General features: G+C 61.4%; 15 protein-coding genes and 1 pseudogene. 6 read left to right on the forward strand and 10 right to left on the reverse strand.

Annotated elements, in window-relative coordinates; genetic code table 11:
* Positions 1 to 3: 3 nt before the first annotated feature.
* Both phnH and phnG read right to left on the reverse strand, forming a co-directional pair.
* Positions 4 to 621, reverse strand: a complete 618-nt coding sequence (gene phnH, locus OOZ53_RS12115; protein WP_271089823.1) for a phosphonate C-P lyase system protein PhnH — start codon at positions 619 to 621, stop codon at positions 4 to 6.
* The gene (phnG, locus tag OOZ53_RS12120; protein WP_271089824.1) at positions 621 to 1,109 is read right to left on the reverse strand and encodes a phosphonate C-P lyase system protein PhnG; all 489 of its coding nucleotides are present in this window, start codon (positions 1,107 to 1,109) and stop codon (positions 621 to 623) included. The genes phnH and phnG overlap by 1 nt, the downstream gene beginning before the upstream one ends.
* Positions 1,110 to 1,214: 105 nt before the next feature.
* Here phnG and phnF point away from each other — a divergent pair, with 105 nt between their 5' ends.
* Positions 1,215 to 1,964, forward strand: a complete 750-nt coding sequence (gene phnF / locus OOZ53_RS12125; protein WP_271089825.1) for a phosphonate metabolism transcriptional regulator PhnF — start codon at positions 1,215 to 1,217, stop codon at positions 1,962 to 1,964.
* On the opposite strand, the gene OOZ53_RS12130 is transcribed toward phnF, so the two are convergent.
* Positions 1,950 to 3,131: an NAD(P)/FAD-dependent oxidoreductase gene (locus tag OOZ53_RS12130; protein ID WP_271089826.1), complete on the reverse strand. Its 1,182-nt coding sequence runs from the start codon at positions 3,129 to 3,131 to the stop codon at positions 1,950 to 1,952. The two genes, phnF and OOZ53_RS12130, sit on opposite strands and share 15 nt — an antisense overlap.
* Positions 3,132 to 3,142: 11 nt before the next feature.
* Here OOZ53_RS12130 and mnmC2 point away from each other — a divergent pair, with 11 nt between their 5' ends.
* Positions 3,143 to 3,862: a tRNA (5-methylaminomethyl-2-thiouridine)(34)-methyltransferase MnmC2 gene (gene mnmC2, locus OOZ53_RS12135; RefSeq protein WP_271089827.1), complete on the forward strand. Its 720-nt coding sequence runs from the start codon at positions 3,143 to 3,145 to the stop codon at positions 3,860 to 3,862.
* A 3-nt stretch (positions 3,863 to 3,865) separates the two neighbouring features.
* Here the strand turns inward: mnmC2 and OOZ53_RS12140 are convergent, their stop codons facing one another.
* The 7 genes and pseudogenes from OOZ53_RS12140 to OOZ53_RS12170 all read right to left on the reverse strand — a co-directional run bounded on the left by OOZ53_RS12140 (position 3,866) and on the right by OOZ53_RS12170 (position 12,014).
* On the reverse strand, positions 3,866 to 6,349 hold the full coding sequence (locus OOZ53_RS12140; RefSeq protein WP_271089828.1) for a hybrid sensor histidine kinase/response regulator: 2,484 nt from the start codon (positions 6,347 to 6,349) through the stop codon (positions 3,866 to 3,868).
* A gap of 240 nt (positions 6,350 to 6,589) precedes the next feature.
* A complete protein-coding gene (locus OOZ53_RS12145; protein WP_271089829.1) occupies positions 6,590 to 7,690 on the reverse strand; it encodes a branched-chain amino acid ABC transporter substrate-binding protein in 1,101 nt (366 codons plus the stop codon).
* A gap of 108 nt (positions 7,691 to 7,798) precedes the next feature.
* Complete coding sequence (locus OOZ53_RS12150) at positions 7,799 to 8,152, reverse strand: DUF6867 family protein (protein ID WP_271089877.1); 354 nt, start codon at positions 8,150 to 8,152, stop codon at positions 7,799 to 7,801.
* Positions 8,149 to 8,877 carry an ABC transporter ATP-binding protein gene (locus OOZ53_RS12155; RefSeq protein WP_271089830.1) on the reverse strand — a complete coding sequence of 243 codons (729 nt, stop codon included), beginning with the start codon at positions 8,875 to 8,877 and terminating at the stop codon, positions 8,149 to 8,151. Before OOZ53_RS12155 ends, OOZ53_RS12150 begins: the two co-directional genes overlap by 4 nt.
* A gap of 35 nt (positions 8,878 to 8,912) precedes the next feature.
* A pseudogene (locus OOZ53_RS12160) lies at positions 8,913 to 9,740 on the reverse strand (ABC transporter ATP-binding protein); the annotation flags it as partial.
* Position 9,741: 1 nt separating this feature from the next.
* Complete coding sequence (livM, locus tag OOZ53_RS12165; RefSeq protein WP_271089832.1) at positions 9,742 to 11,079, reverse strand: high-affinity branched-chain amino acid ABC transporter permease LivM; 1,338 nt, start codon at positions 11,077 to 11,079, stop codon at positions 9,742 to 9,744.
* The gene (locus OOZ53_RS12170; RefSeq protein ID WP_271089833.1) at positions 11,079 to 12,014 is read right to left on the reverse strand and encodes an ABC transporter permease subunit; all 936 of its coding nucleotides are present in this window, start codon (positions 12,012 to 12,014) and stop codon (positions 11,079 to 11,081) included. The genes livM and OOZ53_RS12170 overlap by 1 nt, the downstream gene beginning before the upstream one ends.
* A 566-nt stretch (positions 12,015 to 12,580) precedes the next feature.
* Here OOZ53_RS12170 and OOZ53_RS12175 point away from each other — a divergent pair.
* Genes OOZ53_RS12175 through OOZ53_RS12190 form a run of 4 tightly spaced genes read left to right on the forward strand, consistent with a single transcriptional unit; the run spans position 12,581 to position 16,374 of the window.
* Positions 12,581 to 13,390 (forward strand): ABC transporter ATP-binding protein, encoded by an 810-nt coding sequence (locus tag OOZ53_RS12175; protein ID WP_425499138.1) that lies wholly within the window; start codon positions 12,581 to 12,583, stop codon positions 13,388 to 13,390.
* Positions 13,387 to 14,091: an ABC transporter ATP-binding protein gene (locus tag OOZ53_RS12180; protein ID WP_271089834.1), complete on the forward strand. Its 705-nt coding sequence runs from the start codon at positions 13,387 to 13,389 to the stop codon at positions 14,089 to 14,091. Before OOZ53_RS12175 ends, OOZ53_RS12180 begins: the two co-directional genes overlap by 4 nt.
* Before the next feature lie 13 nt (positions 14,092 to 14,104).
* Positions 14,105 to 15,100 (forward strand): branched-chain amino acid ABC transporter permease, encoded by a 996-nt coding sequence (locus OOZ53_RS12185; protein WP_271089835.1) that lies wholly within the window; start codon positions 14,105 to 14,107, stop codon positions 15,098 to 15,100.
* On the forward strand, positions 15,097 to 16,374 hold the full coding sequence (locus OOZ53_RS12190; RefSeq protein ID WP_271089837.1) for a branched-chain amino acid ABC transporter permease: 1,278 nt from the start codon (positions 15,097 to 15,099) through the stop codon (positions 16,372 to 16,374). The genes OOZ53_RS12185 and OOZ53_RS12190 overlap by 4 nt, the downstream gene beginning before the upstream one ends.
* Positions 16,375 to 16,412 lie beyond the last annotated feature (38 nt).

Here is a 16,412-nt window from a genome sequence, read left to right on the forward strand (position 1 = left end):
TCGCTAGCTCCCGATCTCTATCTTGACCGTGCGCGGCAGGCCGATAATCCCCTCACCTGCGGCGAGGATGATGTCGACACCTCGGGGAAAGCGCGACCGGTTGCCGGCCCACTGCTCCAGGAAGTGTTCGGGCAGACCCTGTGGCGCGATCGTTTGAAAATCCTTGATACCGGGACCGGTGAGCCGCAAATCGCGCCCGCCCTCCAATGCCTCGATCTGGATGATCAGCGTTGTCGACCGGTCCGGATATTCCTGCGTCCCTTGTGCGAAGCTCTCGAGCGACGGCATTGCCGTTCCGTCCGCCAACACCGCGAAGTCGGCATCCAGGGTCTGTCGCGTCATGGGCGCGGATGTGTGGAATGTCAACCAGCCGGCAACCGCTTCATTGCGCGACAGAACCGGGTCCAGCCAGATCTTCGTGTCGTGATCGAACAGGGTCGCGGCAATGCTGCCGACCGTCGCGATCAACGGTGACGGCGGCTCCGTCAATCCATCGAATGCGGTTTTCATTCCGGGGCGCGCCAGCGCGTTCATGACCTGCCGGAAAACAGACTGGCCGTCAAAAACGGGATTGGCGAAGCCGCCCTGGAATGCGGAGGAATGCGTGGCCTGAGCGGTCATCAGTCTTCTCCCCGCACCATGGTGAAGAAATCCACACGCGTGGCTGCTGTCTCGTCGCGGCGCCTTGTGTCTTCCGAATCCAGACGCTTGCAGATCGGCGCGACCAGTTGGTCCTCAACGGCCGAACGCGTCGCATCATCCTGCCACAGCGCATCAAAAATCGCCGCATGCCGAACCTTGTCCTTGTCCGCGCCCAGCGCATAGGCGTGCCCGACATGGCCGGTGGAGAGCTTGACCGTCGCCCGTGTCACCGTGGCCTCGCCGAAATTGAACGGCGCGCCACCACCGCCGATGCGCCCGCGCACCATCACCAATCCGGTTTCGGGTCCGCGCACCGGGCTGACGTCGGGACGATCCGGCCAGGCGTCCCATGCCTTGGCCAGTTCACTGCCGGAAGCCCGCGCCAGGACCGCCATCGCCCGTTGCCGCGCCGCCTGTTCGGGATTGGCCGGCGCTTGCTCATGCAACTGTTGCGTTGCCTCTGCCATGATTCATTTACCTTTAATTTGTCTATTTATCTAGACAACTAGACATCTTGGTTTTATGGTTATAGCGCAAAGATGACCGCCGTGTGACAGAAAACGGAAACAGACATGGAATTTGTGGAACGCCGCAGTGGAATTTCGCTGTGGCGACAGATCGCCGATCAGATCCGCATTGCGATCAGCAATGGGGAATTCAGCGACACGGACATGCTGCCCGGCGAGTTGGCGCTCGCCAAAAGGTTCGAGGTCAACCGCCACACCGTGCGCAGCGCCATCGCCTCCCTGGCACGCGAAGGCGTCGTGCGCGTCGAGCAGGGCCGCGGGACCTTCATTGCCGGGCATCAGCGGCTTCACTATCCGATCGGGCGGCGCACGCGATTTTCGGCGGGTCTTGCCGGACAGACGCGCACTTTGTCGGGTTCGCTCAAGGAAAGCCGCATGGAAACCGCCTCCGCCCAGGTCGCACAGGCATTGGCGCTCGATCCCGGCGCTCCGGTCGTCCGTCTGGTGCGCGTCTCGACGGCCGATGACGTGCCGCTCTCGCGCGCCATCAGCTGGTTCGACGGAACACGTTTTCCGGACTTTGCGGAGCGACTGGCGAAGCAACGTTCCATTACCGCGGTCCTGAAGTCATTCGGGATCGACGATTATGTGCGCATCTCGACCCGCATATCGGCGCACCATGCGGACCCGCAGACACTTGAGGATCTCAGGCTTTCTCCCGGCGCGATCGCGCTGCGCACCGAGGCGATCAATGCGGAGGTCGGCGGACGGCGGGTCGAATATTCCAACACATATTTCGCCGCCGACAGGATCGAGCTCGATATCGATCACGAAACGCCGTCAACCGGGCTCTGAAGCGGCCTTTCGCAAATGCGTCTCGATGCGGAAGCTCTCGGGCAACGCGTCGCAACCGCCACGCGACACCACTTCGAGCGCGCAAGCCGCCATCTTGTGCGCGATGCCGAAAGTGATCTTGAACCCGCCGGTCGCGACGGAAAGGTCCGCCCCGCCCGGCAACGCTCCGATCATCGGGTCGCGCCCGATTGCCTTTGGCCGCAGGCCGGCCCAACGCTCCACAACGGGGGCGTTCTTGAGAGACGGGCACAGTTCGCCGGCGCGCTCAACCAGCGCCTCAAGCTGCCCATCCGTATGCTGGGCATCTTCGAATTGCATCTCGCTGGTGCTGCCCACCGCGACCGTCCCCTCCTCATGCGGCACGACATAGAGACCGTCAACGAAGACCAGCGGCAGATCACCGTCCACATCGGCCTTGAGCAATGCCGCCTGTCCCTTGACGGCGGTGCCCAGCTTGGGAGCCGGAAGGGACAGCATGGCGGCAAGTATATCGAAGCTTTCGAAACCGGCCGCGATGACCGTGTGGCCGGCGGTGATGGTCCTGCCGGTGCTCGTCTGCACCGTACCGGTCTGGGCATCCAGGCTTTCAAAGCCCTCCCCCTCGATGAGCGCCTGTCCGACCGCCGCGCGCAACGCCGCCAGATAGCGGCGCGGGCTGATGCGCGCCGCCAGGGTCTCGTGCACCAGACCGTGCGGCATAGCGGCGACATCGGGCCAGCCGCTCCCGTATGGCGTATCGAGGATCTGCCACGAAAATCCGGTTTCGCTCGTTCGCCAGACCGTTTCGGTTTTCAGTGACCGCTCGGCGGCCAGTCCCGCATGATGCGGTTTCACAAGCGGCAGCAGGCGTCCGCATCGGCGGTAGCCACAGGTCAGGCCGGTTTCGTCTTCGAGTTCGCGAACCGCGTCGCCCAGGCATGCGAGCGCCTCGAACTGGAACTGTTTCTTGGGATTCCAGCGCTCAGGCATGTGCGGCATCAATGCGCCCAGCAGTCCGCCACTGGCACCGGCGCCCACCTGCTGCTTCTCCAGAACCAGGACCTTGAGACCCGCCTGTTTCGCCAGCCGAGCGATCCATAGTCCGACAACACCCGCCCCTACCACGAGAAGATCGCAGGACAATTGCGGCGATGCGACGGTATAGGAATTGTCGCTTCGATGTGTCATGAGAACGGACCATGAGCCGGCAGGACGACAGGAGCGGCCCGAGGGGGCGCGGTATAGAATGGCATGCGGGTGATATGCCCTATTCGCCGGAATTTGGCGATCATTTTTATTCGCGCAGCGACGGCCGCGCGGAATGCGGTCATGTGTTTATCGCAGGCAACGGCTTGCCCGAACGATGGCGCGACAACAGGAACTTCACGGTCGCCGAGCTCGGATTCGGAACCGGCCTGAATTTCTGCGAGACCTGGCGGCTGTGGCGGCGGGAACGCGGCAGTGAAGGCCATTTGCTCTTCGTCAGCTTCGAAAAGTACCCGTTGCGCGCCGACGAGATCGCAAGAGCGCTTTCCGTCTGGCCGGAGCTTGCGGAATTCAGCAAACGTCTTGTGGAACATTGGCCGGACAATCCACCGGCGGCGGCGCGCATCGATTTCGATGACAATGTCGCGCTCGAACTGCATGTGGGCGATGCGCTGGAGCGGCTGACATCATGGCCGGACCGGGCGGATGCATGGTTCCTTGACGGATTTGCGCCAGACCGCAATCCGGACATGTGGTCGGCCGACCTCATGAAACAGGTCCATGACCACACGGTCCCCGGCGGCAGCTTCGCCACCTATTCCGCGGCGGGATGGGTGCGCCGCAACCTTAAAGCGGCTGGTTTTGCCGTCGAAAAACGGAAGGGCTTTGGCGGCAAGCGCGAAATGTGCATCGGCCTTCGGGCTGAAGACTGATCTCTAGGCGGGCCTCTCCGCGGCGAGACGAGGAAGCCATTTCTGTAGTTTTTCGCCAAGCTTTGCCACGCTGATGGGCTTGGCCATGCAATCGTCCATGCCGGCCTCGAGGCAGCGCTGCTGATCGCTTGCGACGGCAAAGGCGGTCACGCCTATGATCGGCACATGTGTTCCCAGTGCGATTTCCGCAGCCCGGATGGCGGATGTTGCTTCAAGACCGTTCTTCCGCGGCATGGCGACATCCATCAAAATGACATCCGGCTGCCTTTTGCGCCATGCGGCCAGTACCTGTTCCCCATCGGCGACGATGTGATAGGCGTATCCCAGTTGCTGCAGCGTCTCGGCAAAGACGATCTGGTTGACCTCATTGTCCTCGGCAACGAGGATTTCGATCGTGGGTGAAGCCCGGTTCACAACGGCTGCTTCTTTCGCAACCGACGCGACAGCAGTGATGGGTGACGTGCCTGTACCTTCGTTGTTTTCCTTCAGCACGGAGATGATCGCCTGACGCAGCGCAGCGGCATCCGTTATCGATTCGATCTGTGCGGAAATTCCGAGCCTTTCTCTTCCAACCGGATCGAGATCCGGCTGTCCCGAGCCCGACAGTATGATCGGCGGCACAGCTCCGATATCCGATGAATGCAATTGCTCCGCCACGGCGACGGCGGCATTTTTGTCCTGCCCGCCGCAAACCAGAATCATGTCGATCGGCAGTTCCAGATGACCGGCCGCACGCAGGACCTTCAGTCCTTCCTCGGCATCTTCCGCCACGCAGCAGTCAAGCGGCAGGTCGGACAAGGGCTTTGACGCCCGATCGCAACTGACATCGCCGGCACAGACAAACAGCATGCGCGTATCGGCGTATTCATCCAAACCGTCCCGTTGATCACCGCCCGGATCAGCCACGGGCAAAGTGAGTTCGAACCAGAACTCGGATCCAGTACCCGGGCTGCTGTCGATCCCTATGTGACCGCCCATGAGCCTGACAAGGCGGGCACACAGTGTCAGGCCAAGCCCGGCGCTTTCTCCGCTCCGCGAAACAATGTCCGCGGTGCCCGAGAACACATCAAACAGCGACTGACATTTGTCTTCCGAAAGGCCGGGGCCACAATCCGTTACGGCAATCCGGATGACGGATTCCCCGCTGTCACCGCCTGTGCGCCGGGCGCTGACGCCGATCTGACCGACATCGCTGCGGGCGATTGCATTGCCAATCAGGTTGTTGATCACCTGCCGGATCCGAAATGCGTCGCCGACCAGCGGCCGGGACAGTTCGGGATCCAACTCTATGTGCAGGGACAGGTCTTTTTCCGCGAAGCGGGCGGAGTAGATGGAGGCGACATCCTCGATGACTTCCGCCAGGCTGAACGACTGTTCCCTCAACGTGAGGATGCCGACCTCGCTGCGCGAATAGTCGATGACGTCATTGAAAATGTCGAGCAAAGCCTGCGCCGATTTGGTGATCACGTCGGCAAACATCTGCTGCTTCTGATCCAGACCCGACGTTCGCAACAGTTCCGCCATGCCGAGAATACCGTTCATGGGCGTACGGATGTCATGGGCCACATTGGCGAAGAACGCAGGCTTGACGGCCTCATCGGCTGCCGCCGGTTTATCCGCCTCAGCGATCCGGCTGATGTCGGTGCCGATGATGATCCGGTCGCCCTCGGCCGTCGAATGGCCACGCCACAGTGTCGCCCTGCCGTTTTCGGTGCGGATGGCTTCGTCCTCGCCCATCTCCCGTATTCTGCGCGCCAGGTGGGAGTCGATCCATGTTTGCCGGTCCTCGATGGCATTCTGGATCTGCCCGCTGTCGGCGACCTCGGCCACCATCTGCTCGAGGCTGCGCCCCTTCGACCAGTCGCGGACGAGAGGATAACGGTCCCGGAACGCCTGGTTGCTGGCGACAAGACAGTGATTGCGGTCCCAGACGGCGATCGCGCTGTCCAGCGCGTCGAGCGCCCGCAACATCCGGCTGGAAGGATCAGGCACGGGCCGGGCAGCGGCACCCGGAAGTCGCACGATGCTGGCGCCGCCTGCATCCTGACTGCCCCGCTTGTCGGCTGCGCCCCTGGCATTGGGCTGCACCGTCCGGTCCTGCCAACCCTCGAAGCGGACAGGCTGTTTCGCTTCGAGCAGCCCGGCAACGTAGCGAAAACCATTGCTGTCGCTCAGCGGGCGCATGCTGGCACGATACTGCCGCTGATCGTTCCTGTGCCGGATGATTGTTGTCTGAGGCTTGCCGAACACAAGTGCACGGCGCTCCTTCTCGTCGCGATCATATCCGACCAGCGGCGCGGCGGCGTGTCGCGTGTCGTTTCCGATCATCTGCCCGGCACTGGCCTGCACGAGGGCACAATAGGCCTCGTTCACCGCGACGTAGCGCAGATCGCCATCCTTGATATATGCCGGCTGTGCAAGGGACGCGATTTCACGGCACACCGCCTCGAAATCACGTCCCTGCAGACCAGTTGAACCGCCCCTCACCAGTCATCCTTTGAGTAGAAAACCCAACGGGTATGTTACGGGTGATTGTGACAAAGTTTCCGCAAATTGCATCTATGAGGATTTGCGGTCTCGGCTTAACCGAACTTTAACCTGCGCGTACACGGCGTATACATATGAAGGCGCGTGTGAAAATTTCACGTAAAACCGGCACCTTATGCGGCCGGAAACAAAAAAGCCGCGGGCGTTTCCACCCGCGGCCCCAAAGGTCAAAACGGACGATCAGCGATAGTCGTAGGTTCCGTCTTTCCACTCATACCAGACATAGCCCGGCAGCGTGACGTCGCCTTTTTCGTTGAAGCTCAGATCGCCGAGCACGGTCGTGAATGTGCCGGAGTCCAGCGCCGGGATGACCTTGTCCGGCTCAGCGGATCCGGCAGCTTTCGCTGCCTCGGCCCATGCCTGGATCGCGGCATAGGTATAGAGGACGTAGCCTTCCGGCTCGATGCCCTTGTCGCGGAACTTCTTGACGACATCGACGGCCGCGTCGTTCTTGCGCGGATCCGGCGAGAAGGTCATGAGGGTGCCCTGACCGGCATCACCGGTGATCGACCAGTATTCGTCGGTTACCAGCGCATCGCCCGAGACAAGCTGCGTGTTCATGCCCTGGTCGCGCATCTGGCGCACGATCAGGCCGGCTTCGGTGTGATAGCCGCCGACATAGGCGACATCGATGGCTTCCTGCTTCATCTTGGAAACAAGCGCCGTGTAGTCCTTTTCACCGGCGGTGTAGGCTTCATACATCTTCGCCGCGCCGCCGAGGTCTTCCAGAACCGTCTTCGTGGCATCGGCGAGGCCTTTGCCGTAAGCGGTCTTGTCATGAAGGATGGCGATGTTCTTGTCGTTGTACTCTTCGAAGAGAAGACCGCCGGCGACAAGACCCTGCTGGTCGTCTCGGCCGCAGACGCGGTAAACGTTCGGCCCGCCTTCATCGGTCAGCTTCGGGTTGGTGGAAGCCGGCGAGATCTGCACGATTCCTTCTTCCTCATAGACCTTGGAAGCCGGAATGGACGAACCGGAGCAGAAATGCCCGGCCATGAAGACGACGCCCTTGGAAACCATCTGGTTGGCAACGGCCACGGCCTGCTTCGGGTCGCAAGCATCGTCGCCGACATTGAGCACGAGCATTTCGCCATTGACGCCGCCGGCAGCGTTGATGTCTTCAACCGCCTGCTCGGCACCGGCCTTCATCTGCGCGCCGAAGCTTGCATACTGGCCCGTCATGGGTCCGGCCGTTGCGATCTGGATGTCTGCCCAGGCCGTGCCGGCACTCAGACCGATGCTGAATGCAAGTGCGGTGGTTGCGAGTAGATATTTCCTCATGTTTTCAACTCCCATTGAGGTTAATTATCAGGCTAAGATCCGCTTCCTGCGTAACTGTTCCGCATTCTGAATAAAATTGCAAATACAATCACGTAGGCAGCCTTCTTGTCACCCCTCAGCTTTCTTTTCGCGCCAGCTGAACGGTCCCGATCGCTCGTACAGCCAGCTATATTGGGTCACCATCTGACGCACGCGCGTTATCCGGTAACCGAGAAGCGCGGCGGAAATGAGAACCGCCGCGTCAACCACGTAGTAATGCAGGGACAGAAGCGCGCCGCCGAAAAGCGCGTAGTGAAAAAACCGCACCACCGCCGCCAGGAGCAACGTGTAAAGCACGGGCTGGATGATCGGCCGCCAGTGGGACGCCAAGGCGCGCCCCGTCATATAGGCCGCCGCACCGCCGATCACCACGGTCAGCATCAGAAAGGTCGGAAAACTCGTGTCCCACAAAATACCCATCAGTGCGCCCCTCCCTCGAGATAGGCGGCCCGCACTTCCTCGCGGGCAAGGAGCTCGGCTCCGGTTCCGCTCATGGTGATCTTGCCGTTGACGATCACATGGCCCTGATGCGCCAGCTTCAAGGCATGATAGGCGTTCTGCTCGACGAGGAACACGGTCAGCCCCTGCTTCTCGTTGAGTTCCTTGATCACCTCGAAGATCTGCTTGACGACCAGCGGCGCAAGGCCGAGCGACGGTTCGTCCAGCAGCAGCAGCTTCGGACGGGCCATCAGCGCCCGCGCGATGGCCAGCATCTGCTGTTCGCCGCCGGAGAGCGTGCCGCCGCGCTGATCCTTGCGGTCCTTGAGACGCGGAAACAGCTCGAAAGCGCGCGCGGCATCTTCCTCGAAATGTTCCGGATCGGCGACGGCCGCACCCATCAGCAGGTTCTCGTTGACGGTCATGCGCGGGAAGATGCGCCGGCCTTCCGGCGACTGCGATATGCGCAGGCGCATGATTTCGTGCGTCGGCAGGCGGGTAATGTCCCGCCCGTCATAGACGATCTGGCCCGAGCGGGCACGCGGGTCTCCGCAGATGGTCATCATCAGCGTTGACTTGCCGGCGCCATTGGCGCCGATCAGCGTGACGATCTCGCCCTCATGGACATCCAGCGTTATGCCGCGCAAAGCCTGAATCTTGCCGTAAAACGTCTCGACGTCGCGGATCTGAAGAAGGGGCGGGCTGCTCATGGGCGCGCCTCCGCCGCTGTTTCCTCGATCTCATGCTCGACGGCATCGACCTCCTCATCCTCGACGCCGAGATAGGCGGCGATCACCTTGGGGTCGCTGCGAACTTCATCGGCAGTGCCGTCGGCGATCTTGACGCCGTAATCCAGCACGACGATGTGGTCCGAGATCTCCATGACGACGTTCATGTCGTGCTCGATGAGCAGGATCCCCGTGTCGCATTCCTTGCGCACGAACAGCAGCAGCTTGTTGAGCTCGTCCGATTCCGCCGGATTGAGACCTGCGGCCGGCTCGTCGAGACATAGAAGTTCGGGACCGGTGCACATGGCGCGTGCGATCTCCAGCTTGCGCTGGTCGCCATAGGGAAGATCGGCCGCGGCATCGTCGGCGCGCTGGGTCAGGTTGATATGTTCGAGCCAGTACTCGGCCTTCTCGACCGCTTCCTTTTCCGCGCGCTTGAAACTGGCAATGCCGAAGATACCGCCAATCGTCTGTTTTGAGGCCCGCATCAGCGGGTTGTGCTGTGCGATCATCAGATTTTCCAGCACGGTCATGCCGCCGAACAGGCGGATGTTCTGGAAGGTCCGCGCAACGCGCGCATTCCTGGTGATGCGGAAATCGTCCATCCGTTCCAGAAGGAATTCCTGCCCGTCATTGCGGTGCATGGTGATCCTGCCCTCGGTCGGCTTGTAGAAGCCGGTCAGGCAGTTGAAGACCGTCGTCTTGCCGGCGCCGTTCGGCCCGATCAGCGCCGTGATGTCGCCCCGGTAGGCGGTCATGGACAAATCATTGACGGCCAGAAGGCCGCCGAAGCGCATACTCAGATGCTCGACCGTCAGCAGCGGGGTCTTCGCGTGGTCAGCCATCTCAGTGCCCCTCGCCCTGCGCCACCATGTCGGCCGACACGGACTTCTTCTCCTTCAGGAAGATCGAAGGCTCGCGCGTCGAGATCAGGCCGCGCGGACGCCAGATCATGATCATGACCATGGCAAGCCCGAAGATCAGCATGCGGTATTGTTCGGCTTCGCGGAAAATCTCGAAGCCGCCGATCATCGCAACCGATGCAATCACCACACCGATCTGGGAGCCCATGCCGCCGAGAACGACGATGGCCAGGATGAGCGCAGACTCGATGAAGGTGAAGCTTTCCGGCGAAATGAAACCCTGCCGCGTCGCAAAGAACGATCCGGCGAACCCTGCAAACATCGCGCCCGTCGCAAAGGCCGTCAGCTTTATCGAGACCGTGTTGAGACCGAGCGAGCGACAGGCGATCTCGTCTTCCCGAAGCGCTTCCCAGGCGCGGCCGATCGGCAGCCGCCGCAGCCTGATGGTCACGAAATTGGTGATCAGCGCCAGCACCAGAATGAGGAAATACAGGAAGATGATGCGGTGGATCGATGAATAATCGAGACCGAAGAAATCCGCGAATCCGCCTTCGCCGCGCTTGAACGGTATGCCGAAGAAACTGGGCCTGGGGATGCCGGACAGGCCGTCCGGCCCGCCCGTGAACTCGTACCAGTTCAAGAGCACAATGCGGATGATCTCACCGAATGCCAGCGTCACGATGGCGAGATAGTCGCCGCGCAGCCGCAGCACGGGAAAGCCGAGAATGATACCCCAGAACGCCGCCAGGATCCCGGCGAGCGGCAGGCAGATCCAGAAGGACAGGCCGAAATACTGCGCAAGCAGCGCATAGGAATAGGCGCCGACCGCGTAGAAGGCCACATAGCCGAGATCGAGCAGGCCCGCCAGACCGACGACAATATTCAGGCCCCATCCGAGCATGACATAGGTCAGGATGAGAATGCCGAGGTCGAGCAGGTAGCGGTCGGTGAAAGGCAGGAACGGAAACACGACGGCAAACAGCAGCACGATGGGAACAAAGGCCTTGCCGGTCTTTGCCAGGAACTCCGTGTAGCGCGTCTGCAGAGCCTGCGGCACGAATGTCCTGTCGGTTCCGCCCGGCCGGCGCCAGACGGTCAGGAGCAGGATCAGCCGCCCGATGACAACAGCGGCAATGACGAAGAACGCTTCTTCGAACCGCAGGACCAGCGACAGTCCGCCGGTCGCGGTCTCGGTCTTGAAAGCAATGGTGGAGCCGAAGATGGCGGCACCGAGCAACGCCGTGATCGCCAGGTCCTTGCCGATTTCGGCAAGTTCCAGGCCGCCGCCGGCTCCCGTGCCGGTTTGTGTCGCCTCAGCCATCAGACCTTCTCAACCTCGGGCTTGCCGAGCAGACCCTGCGGCAGGAAGATCAGCACGATGGCCAGCATGGAAAATGCCGCGACATCCTTGTATTCCACCGAGAAATAGGCCGACCAGAGCGTTTCGATCAGGCCGATGACCAGGCCGCCGAGCATGGCGCCCGGAAGCGATCCAATGCCGCCGAGCACCGCGGCGGTAAATGCCTTAACGCCGGCGACAAAGCCGATATAGAAATCGATCACGCCGTAATAGAGCAGATACATCAGCCCGGCGACGGCGGCGAGCGCCGCACCCATGACGAAGGTCGTGGAAATGGTCCGGTCGACATTGATGCCGAGAAGCGATGCCATTTTGCGATCCTGTTCGCAGGCCCTTTGGGCGCGCCCCAGCGACGTCCTGGCGATGATCAGCGAAAATACCGTCATCAGAACGATGGTGACCGTTATGATCAGAATCTGCATGTTGGATATCTGAACGACGAATTCGCCATTTTCATCGACACGCCGCATGATCGTGTGGCCACCGGAAATGATCGGCTGCAGCGGCTTGACGCGCGCGCCCTGCGAAATCTGGATGTAGTTCTGCAGCACGATCGAAACACCGATGGCCGTGATCAGCGGGGCCAATCGGAAGGAGCCACGCAGCGGCCGGTAGGCGAGCCGTTCTAGGGTCCACCCGAAGACGGATGAAATGATCATCGCGCACACCAGAACCAGGATCAGCGCCAATATGATGATGAAGATGCTGGAGGAGGCGGCGAGACCCAGAGCGGTGATCACGATCAGCGATATGAAGGCGCCGACCATGAATATGTCGCCATGGGCGAAGTTGATCATGCCGATGATGCCGTAGACCATGGTGTAGCCGATGGCGATCAGGCCGTAGATCGATCCCAGGGTCACCCCGTTAATCAATTGCTGTACGAAATATTCCACTCGCTTCCCCAATACTCCCGCATGCCGATACCCGTTCGACGGCGCGGCCTTCAGGGCCGTCGCCCTGCGTGCGCTAGCCGTTTCGATCCCGAATTCCGAAATACCAGCATCCCGGCTTTTCACCGGTGTGTGGCAACATCGAATTGTTTTTGAAGAACAGGCCCTTGGGGTCAGCACACCGCGCCGACCGGATTGTTCCCGAGAACCGGCCGACGATTACCCAATTCGCTTGCCAAACACCTGCCGGCAGCATGCTTCCCCGATCTGCGCCTTGACGACGCTTTTTGTTCAAGTCGCTAGAATGGCCAAATTTGTTTGGAGATCAACCCCTATTTATGCCCGCCCGGATCACGACATTCGACCGCGCGCAGACAAAAACCAAACGCATCCCGCCGTGCCGTATCCACGCCCCATTGTGCCGCAAAACGCGGTTTTTCTTTGCAAGCCGACATGCGGATGTTAAGGGACTCCCCAAAAGCCCGGTTGTTTGCGGGCGACCGCTGCAATCTTCCCGAACAGGACGATTGCGGACAGCAAGCAATCGACAACAACAAAATCGGGGAAGCATGAGCGCAATCATCGATGTGCGGAGTGTCACGAAGCGTTTCGGCGGTTTCTTCGCCGTGGACGACTGCACACTTTCCATTCAGAAGGGCTCCGTCACCGGTCTCATCGGTCCGAACGGGGCCGGAAAAACCACTCTTTTCAACATGGTAGCGGGTACATTCCCGCCGACTTCGGGCCAGATATTTCTGGATGGCGAGGAGGTCACCGGACTTGCCGCCCACGAACTGTTCGACCGCGGCCTGTTGCGCACCTTCCAGATCGCTCACGAGTTCTCGCACATGACGGTGACGGAAAACCTCATGATGGTGCCGGCCAGGCAGAGCGGCGAGAACCTTGCTTCCGCCTGGCTCCGGCCGGCGCGCGTTGCCCGTGAGGAGGCCGAGATACGGCGCAAGGCGGAGGAGGTCCTGGACTTCCTCAAGATCACCCATGTGAAGAACGAGCTGGCCGGCAACCTGTCCGGAGGACAGAAGAAACTGCTGGAACTCGGCCGCACCATGATGGTCGACGCCAAGGTTGTGCTACTCGACGAGATCGCCGCCGGGGTCAACCGGACGCTGCTCAACGACCTGGTTTCCAATATCGAACGCCTCAACCAGGAACTCGGCTATACCTTCTTTGTCATCGAGCATGACATGGACATGATCGCCCGGCTCTGCGATCCGGTCATTGTCATGGCCGCCGGAACGGTGATGACGGAAGGCCATATCGAAGACATCCAGAAGAATGAGGCGGTCATCGAAGCCTATTTCGGGGGCTCACCCACCGGCCAGGCGACGATCGACACCAATCCGGAGGCCACGCCATGAGCCTTCTGGAGATCAGCGATCTGCACGCCGGCTATGGCCAGATGAACATCCTGAAGGGTGTCAATCTCAGCCTTGAAGCAGGCGAGATCGGCGTTATCGTCGGCCCCAACGGTGCCGGAAAATCGACCACGCTCAAGGCGATCTTCGGCATGCTGAACATCACCGGGGGATCGATCCGCTTCGACGGTGCGGACATTACCGGCATCCGCTCCGAGCAACTGGCCGACCACCGCATCGCCTTCGTGCCGCAGGAGCACAATGTGTTTCCGACGCTGACGGTGCACGAAAATCTGGAGATGGGCGCCTATGTACGCCGCGACGATTTTTCGGCCGTCATGGACCATGTCTACGATATCTTTCCGCCGCTGAAGGACAAGCGCAACCAGCCGGCGGGCGAACTGTCCGGCGGCCAGCGCCAGATGGTCGCCTTCGGCCGCGCGCTGATGATCGAGCCGAAACTCATATTGCTCGACGAGCCGACGGCCGGCCTGTCGCCGATGTTCATGTCGCAGATCTTCGACCGGGTGATCGCCATCAACCGGACCGGCGTGACTGTCGCCATGGTCGAGCAGAATGCGAAACAGGCGCTGGCCATCGCCCACAAGGGCTTTGTGCTGGCCGGCGGTCTCAATTCCTACACCGACACCGGTCAGAACCTTCTGAACAACCCCGAAGTCGCCGCAAGTTTCCTGGGCGGGTAGCGGGAGAGGCACGTTGAACGAGATTGTATTCTTCATAAACAAGGGACTGGTCTCGGGCCTTATTATCGGCTCGATCTACGCCCTCGGCGCCATCGGCGTGACGCTCATCTTCGGTATCCTGCGCTTCGCGCATTTCGCCCATGGCGACATGATGACGCTTGGCGCATTCGTCACGCTGATCCTGTCGGCGGCGCTTGCCGCGCTGGGCGTTACGCTGCCGGTCCCCCTTGCCTTCGTCGCCATGTTCCCGGCCATGGTGATCACCGCATTCATTGCCATCGGTCTCGACCGGACCTTCTACAAGCCGCTGCGCCAGGCCGGCGCACGGCCCGTTGTGCTGGTCATGGCCTCGGTCGGCGTCACCTTGATGCTGCAAGGATTGATCCGGCTGTTTGCCGGCGTGCGCTCGCGCGACATGTTCATCGACGCGCCGAAGGAGATTTTCCGTCTGCCTTTCCCGGGTGCCAGCCGCCCGGTCATCATTACCGAACCGCAGGTTCTTCTCATCGGCTTTGTCATCGTCGCGGTGATCGTCTTGCACTGGTTCCTGACGCGCTCGCGGCTCGGCAAGGCAATGCGGGCCGTCTCCGACAATCCGGAACTGGCGCGCATCACCGGCATCAACACCAACCATGTGGTCTGGGCAACGTGGATCATCGGCGGCGCGCTTGCCTGCGCGGCGGGCACCATGCTTTCGATGGACGTGACGCTGAAGCCCGATCTTTCCTTCAACATCCTCCTGCCGATCTTCGCGGCCACCATCGTCGGCGGAATCGGCCAGCCCTACGGCGCCATTGCCGGCGGCTTCCTCGTCGGCTTCTGCGAGACGCTTGCCGTCTTCAACTGGTCCATCCTGCTGCGGCCGATCAAGGATCAGCTCTGGTTCGAGGTGCCGACCAGCATGGCGCTGGTTCCGACCGAGTACAAGCTGATGGTGCCGTTCCTGATCCTCATCATCGTGCTGATTTTCCGGCCCACCGGCATCTTCAAAGGGAGGGTGCTGGCATGAGCGGCGAGAACCAGTACTCGATCATGCGCGACGTGGTGCTGTTCGCGGCGCTGGGCGTTCTGGTGCTGCTGATCTTCGTCAGCCAGGGGCCGGTCTACTCGCTGCGGATGCTGGTCGAAGCGGGCTGTTACGCGATCATCGCGCTGGGTCTGACCATCCAGTGGGGCTATGCCGGGCTGTTCAATGTGGGGATCATGGGCTTCATCGCAGCCGGTGCTGCATCGTCGATGATCATTTCCTTCCCGCAGAACGAGGATTTCTGGGCCTCGGGCGGGCCGGAACTGGTCGGTCTGTTTGTTGTCAAACTGGCGGTGAGCGCCGCCGTGCTCTGGGCCATCTACCGTTCGGCCCGCTGGGGCGTCGGCCCCAAGCTGCGGGGACTGCTGACCGCTATCGCCATTGCCGTTGCCTATCTTGTGCTGTCGGAACATATGGCCGTCATGTCGGAGGAGATCGAGCAGGCCAGCGGCTGGATGGGCGGCCTCGGGCTTCCGGTGCTGGTGGGCTGGATCGTCGCCGGCATCGTTGCGGGCGCCATCGCCTGGTTCGTCGGCAAGATCTGCCTTGGCCTGCGCGCCGATTATCTCGCCATTGCAACACTTGGCATTGCGCAGATCATCAAGACATTCCTGAAGAATGCCGACTGGCTGACGCGCGGCACGCTGACCGTCTCGCCGCTGCCCTGGCCTGTGCAGACGCCGGCGGATGGCGAGTTCATCATGGCGCGCGCCTCGTATCTCACGGTCGTGGCGATCACCATCGTCATCATCTATTTCCTGCTGCAGCGCGCCTATCATGCGCCATGGGGCCGCATGATGCGGGCGATCCGCGACAATGAGAACGCCGCGGCCTCCATGGGCAAGGACGTCAATCGACGGCGGCTGGAGATCTTCGTCCTGGGCTGCGTGCTCATGGGCTTCGGCGGCGCCGTGCTGATCCATTTCGCGTCGATCTACGATCCTTCCGGCTTCCTCGATCTCAACCACACATTCCTGATCTGGGTGATGGTGATCCTCGGCGGGTCCGGCAATAATCGCGGCGCAATCTTTGGCGCGGTCTTCGTCTATATCGTCTGGGTCATGTCGGAACCCGTGGCGTTCTGGCTGTTCAACATGATCGGCACCTACGGCCAAGCCTGGCTCGGCTGGGAGCCGCCATCGGACCTTGCGAGCCGGGCGCTGCAGATGCGGGTCTTCGTCATCGGCCTGACCATCACGCTGGTGCTGCGCTTCGCGCCGCAGGGCGTGCTGCCCGAGAAACAGGCGCGGCACTGAACCAGACTGGCGTTGCCGTCACCCCCGACCGTTGCAAA

This window comes from Allohoeflea poritis (assembly GCF_027889715.1).
GTDB classification, from domain to species: Bacteria; Pseudomonadota; Alphaproteobacteria; order Rhizobiales; family Rhizobiaceae; genus Hoeflea_A; species Hoeflea_A poritis.

What these genes read in the sequence shown, in the direction of transcription:
- OOZ53_RS12180 (WP_271089834.1), top strand. Translation starts at nt 13,387, where the DNA reads ATGAGCCTTCTGGAGATCAGCGATCTGCACGCCGGCTATGGCCAGATG.
- livM (WP_271089832.1), bottom strand. Translation starts at nt 11,079, where the DNA reads ATGGCTGAGGCGACACAAACCGGCACGGGAGCCGGCGGCGGCCTGGAA.
- mnmC2 (WP_271089827.1), top strand. Translation starts at nt 3,143, where the DNA reads ATGAGCCGGCAGGACGACAGGAGCGGCCCGAGGGGGCGCGGTATAGAA.
- phnH (WP_271089823.1), bottom strand. Translation starts at nt 621, where the DNA reads ATGACCGCTCAGGCCACGCATTCCTCCGCATTCCAGGGCGGCTTCGCC.
- phnG (WP_271089824.1), bottom strand. Translation starts at nt 1,109, where the DNA reads ATGGCAGAGGCAACGCAACAGTTGCATGAGCAAGCGCCGGCCAATCCC.
- OOZ53_RS12145 (WP_271089829.1), bottom strand. Translation starts at nt 7,690, where the DNA reads ATGAGGAAATATCTACTCGCAACCACCGCACTTGCATTCAGCATCGGT.
- OOZ53_RS12175 (WP_425499138.1), top strand. Translation starts at nt 12,581, where the DNA reads ATGAGCGCAATCATCGATGTGCGGAGTGTCACGAAGCGTTTCGGCGGT.
- phnF (WP_271089825.1), top strand. Translation starts at nt 1,215, where the DNA reads ATGGAATTTGTGGAACGCCGCAGTGGAATTTCGCTGTGGCGACAGATC.
- OOZ53_RS12130 (WP_271089826.1), bottom strand. Translation starts at nt 3,131, where the DNA reads ATGACACATCGAAGCGACAATTCCTATACCGTCGCATCGCCGCAATTG.
- OOZ53_RS12190 (WP_271089837.1), top strand. Translation starts at nt 15,097, where the DNA reads ATGAGCGGCGAGAACCAGTACTCGATCATGCGCGACGTGGTGCTGTTC.
- OOZ53_RS12155 (WP_271089830.1), bottom strand. Translation starts at nt 8,877, where the DNA reads ATGAGCAGCCCGCCCCTTCTTCAGATCCGCGACGTCGAGACGTTTTAC.